The organism is Chamaesiphon sp. OTE_8_metabat_110, assembly GCF_031382685.1.
In the GTDB taxonomy this organism is placed as follows: domain Bacteria; phylum Cyanobacteriota; class Cyanobacteriia; order Cyanobacteriales; family Chamaesiphonaceae; genus Chamaesiphon.
Genome location: NZ_JANMZA010000080.1, coordinates 1 through 4,481, shown reverse-complemented (window position 1 = coordinate 4,481; position 4,481 = coordinate 1). Strand labels below are relative to the sequence as shown.

At 50.6% G+C, this 4,481-nt stretch carries 2 protein-coding genes and 1 pseudogene; all 3 read right to left on the bottom strand.

Going from position 1 to position 4,481, the window contains the following annotated elements; all coding sequences use genetic code 11:
- A partial coding sequence (locus RMO52_RS03065; protein ID WP_310410731.1) for an FAD-binding protein occupies positions 1 to 478 on the bottom strand: 478 nt, incomplete at its 3' end.
- A gap of 268 nt (positions 479 to 746) precedes the next feature.
- Positions 747 to 3,005: a serine/threonine phosphatase gene (locus RMO52_RS03060; protein ID WP_310410733.1), complete on the bottom strand. Its 2,259-nt coding sequence runs from the start codon at positions 3,003 to 3,005 to the stop codon at positions 747 to 749.
- Between the two features lie 596 nt (positions 3,006 to 3,601).
- Positions 3,602 to 4,481: pseudogene (locus RMO52_RS03055) on the bottom strand (hypothetical protein); the annotation flags it as partial.

Here is a 4,481-nt window from a genome sequence, read left to right as displayed (position 1 = left end):
CCGCGACTGAGTAGCCCTGGCGATCCAGATAGGGGATAACTTGCGCCCAGGTGGCTCCAGAGTAGACCGTTAAAATCCCCGCAGTCGGCTGCAACTGCATCTGCTTAAATTGGCTCAGATCGATCGAGATGCCATTTGGATAAAGGGTCTGTCCGCCCATCGTGTGTCGAGATCCGGCGATCGTCACCTTCTGTCCGCGAGCCGTGGCATCCCGGAGTGCCGTCCGTAACTGCGTTTGAGCGGTCGCCAAATCGCCCGCTACCCGTACTACCTGCATCCGCGTCTGATTTAGACGACTCGCATCATCGACGCTGCCTGCTGGCGCGGGAGGCTGTGCTTGGCGATCGTGCCAAGCTGTCCAGCCAAGATGGAATACTGGTCGCGCCATAAAGCAGACCGCGATCGTAGTCGTTGTCAACAGCAGCGCGAAAACTAGCTTGAAGCGAGCGGGACGAAAGGGTTTTGATTGAGGCAACATCAAGCTAAATCGGGAGTTTCTTACTCAATTATCGGCACGATCGCCAATAACTAGATCCCCCAACGTGCCACTTACTTAGCTGTCTACAAAGATCTCATCCCAAATCCGGTTTGTAAAACCCACTAACCTCGCCCTCACCCCCAACCCCTCTCCCAAACTTGGGAGAGGGGAGCCAGAGCCGGAGGCGATGGCGGGGTGATGGCAAGGGATTTCGATCGCAACAATTATTACCCATTACATCTCCCATCTCCCATCTCCCATCTTCCCCCTACCCCAACTTCGCCCGCACTACCAGAGCGGTAATATTATCATGACCGTTATATTCGTTAGCAAAATCAATTAGTCGATCGACGCCATCTTGAAGATTGGTCTTGTTGGATAGCAGCGGTGCCACATTTGTCAGCCAGTAACTTTCGAGCAGTTGATTGTCAGTCAAACCATCTGATGCTAGGACGATCAGGGTATCTTCTTGCAGTTCAAAAAAGCGAATATCGGGGGCGATATAATTGCGATCTCTAGGCCCGATCGCTTGAGTTAATTGATAAGAGTCGGGGCGACCGTAGGCAATATCGGGATCGACGCCGCGTAAAATCTGTTGTTGTCCGACCTCATGATCGAGGGTTAGTTGAATCAATCCCTGACTGGGAGTAATCCCATAACAACGCGAATCGCCGACGTGCGCCACGGCAATATTTTGGTCTTGGACTAGAACCAGCACGAGCGTCGTACCCATTCTGCCGCTGCCATGAGCGGCTTTCTTTTGGTTGATTTCAAATACCGCCTCATTCGCCGCGACAATCCCTTCGCGAATTGTTTGCTCGTCAGGAAGAGTATTATCGCTCCAGCGGGTAGCAAAATAGTCCCGCAAGATATCGACAGTCATGGCGCTGGCAATTTCTCCCCCATCGTGTCCTCCCATGCCGTCACAGAGGATATAGACCCCTCTGGCAGAAACGCTGTTGCCTTTGGGACTATTTTGGCGCTCGATCCGGCTGACTATGCCAAAGCAATCTTCGTTATGGTCGCGTTTTTTGCCGACATGGGTTGCTGCTGCATCTTCCAAATCGATTAATGTTTGGGCGATCGCAATCGTGGGCGCGTCTTGTGGGCTGCTCAAATCGCCCGAGGCAGATAACAGCGGCGCGCTCAGTTGTTTTGGTTCTAATTCGTAAGCAATTTGTTGTAAGCGCGATCGCACTTCCTCGACACGTTCGAGTTCGCCATCATGGATCGATTGCAGCAAGTCGGAGATCGCCAGTGCAGCCGGACGCGGGAATTCCATTTCGCGATCGTCCGAGCGTTGCTGGATCCGTTTGCTGGACTCATCAAATAATCTTTGCCACATCATTGCCAGATCCGCTAGTTCGAGTAGTCGGTCTTCTGGCTCTGGATGAAGACGTTGGAAGCAGATCCGCCCATCTTCATCGAGGAGTAAGTTAGTCACTTCCAGCAAGCTTTGACGCATCTGCCAAGGTTCGAGTGCTACCCAAAGCTTGAGTGTCGAGTCTAGCCAGTAAATCGTCTGAGAGGGTGAAATCTGCGGATCGTTCCAACTAGCGATCAATTGTTGCCAATCGCTGCGATCTTCGACGATAGTTACTGTTTGACCATCTTTGTTCCAGCTATCGCGAATCGCGGGAATCGTCCCTGGCAAGCTGACTTGGAGCGCGATGTATGCTTGGGCAACTTTGGGAATGCCATGCTTATTCCAAAATTGCCATTGGCGGTAGGCGGCGACGATCGGCGGTGTCCCTGGTGGTTCGGCGGTGTCCATCTCTGGCTGTGGATTCATTGACTCGGGAGTACTAACTAATGTAACGGGTTCTTGCTCCATCAATATCTCCAAGAGGGTATGACACAAGGGTTGACAATCGATTACCCTAACTTGGCTGGATTCTCCTGGCGGCAAGCGCTGGAGGACGACAGGATCGAGCAATTTATAACGACATTGTAGATCGAGATAGGTAGTCACGATCGACGGCTCACTGGCGATCGCCACCTCGAATGTGGGCGCAGCATCTGGAGTAGCTGCGATCTCGTCAGTTGCCATCGGGACTAGATCCGGTCGCGATCGATCCCACGGGCTAGTCTCTAGATCGTCATCGATAAGTAATGGCACTGGCGACTTCCAGTCTGGTTGATGCTTCACTGGTGCTAGTACGGCAACGGACAGATCTCCTGGATTGCCCGAGATCTCTGCCTGAAGTGCGTTTGAATTCAACTGGAGATCGGCGGAAATCGGTAATTGAAAATCGGTGCTGCGCTGGCCGCGATCGGGCAGTTCGTCTCGACCGATCGCGGTGGAGTTTAAACCCACTTCGGTCGCAACTAATCGCTCTACTGTCGGTTCGAGAATCGCCCACCAATATGTGCCACTACTGGCTTGACACTGCGGACAACTCTGCGCCTCAAATTTCACATTATAACCGCAACTGCGACAAATGTAGTGCTTTAGCGATTTGCCACAACTTTGACAGAAATTGTGGTGTTGGGGATTTACTAATTGACAGTAGGGGCAGATCTGCATATTGATAGATGACAACAGAGCACATTAGAAATCAGGGGAAAGCAGCCTCATTGGTGCAGGTGTGGAGTGGGCGAGACGATAGCATCGATATCTAAAGCAGCCGACGATCTAGGCACCATCATTTGATGAGTTTTCCACATCTTCGCAGCTTTAAAAAATTGCCCTCGGCACGATCGCCCCAAACCGACCTGAGATTAAATCTAGTTTGCCATGTGTCAGTCTGGGATTGGAGTAATTCAATTAAACTAAACACTCTAATATCTATACTTCCCATTCGCACACGGCAAATTCACAACCTGATGGTGATTATATCTATATTTGTCATCGCTTTTCTTCGATTTCTATGTAACTCGATCGCCCCGCTAGTTTCGATATACTCACATCTTGCATCAAAACAAAATTACTAGTGTTTTAGTGAATAGTGGATAGTACTTAAGAGTAAGTTTTGAGGCTATTTTTACATACTGGTGCAGGATGTGAGTATATTTTTGACGTTACCATGCTGAAATTCGATCGCAATTTAGCCATCCCTTTTCCCATCCCCCCTTTTCCCAATCTCCCAGTCCCCCAGTCTCCCCGTCCCCCCATCTCCCATCTCAAGAGGGTCGCATTAATTGTAATGTTCCCAGTCCCAAATCGTCGTTAGATAAAGACTTAGTTTCGAGAAAGGCGATCGTTTCGCGGATGCCAGGATTACCGCGCGCTTTACCAGTCAGTCCGTGGGCGACGATCAGACCACAATAACCTTTAGTGGTTTGACTGCGCTGGTTCCACTTTTTGCGAGCTTCGATATGCACGGCACTTTCATTATAAAATTCGCCAAATAACTGCATTTCGCCATCGCCTAATTGGAGAATCCCCAAATCGAAACTATCCCCAGCGATCGGATCTTCGCCAGGATTGAAACAAATTCCCTGCAAGCCGCCAGATTGTTGCAACCGCTCGACGATTTCGCGAGCCTTGGGACGGGTCGTTTGGATCAGGATAATTGGCAATCCCTCGCCGCCAGCCTGGACATCACTAGGCTGATGATAAGTCGCCGATTGGCGAATAATTTCGACGCGATCCCATGGCATCATCCCCAAGCTGATAAATGAGTCGTAGGGAATTAAATCTTCCCGAATTTGGAGTTCTAATGGGTCGAACTCATCATCTTCATCCATTGCCAGGTGCATTTTTAGCAATTCCTGGGAGAGTTCGGGCAATGTCTCGACAGTGATACTTTCCGTGCGGGTGGGTAGCTCGGCACCACTAACGTGCCATGTTGGTTCGGGCACACGATCGTCGGGGATCGTCACCTGGAACACGCTCGTCAGGTGGGGTAATTCGTCTGCTTGTAATTGCTGCCTAAAAGCCGCCACAAACTCCTTTAGCGCAATCAATGCTACATTGGTCGCAATCGCTTCTTCCTCGTACAAGAAGGGGCGCATTCCCTCCATTGGATGAATGTTACCGAAGCTGGGTTCGATCTTGGTT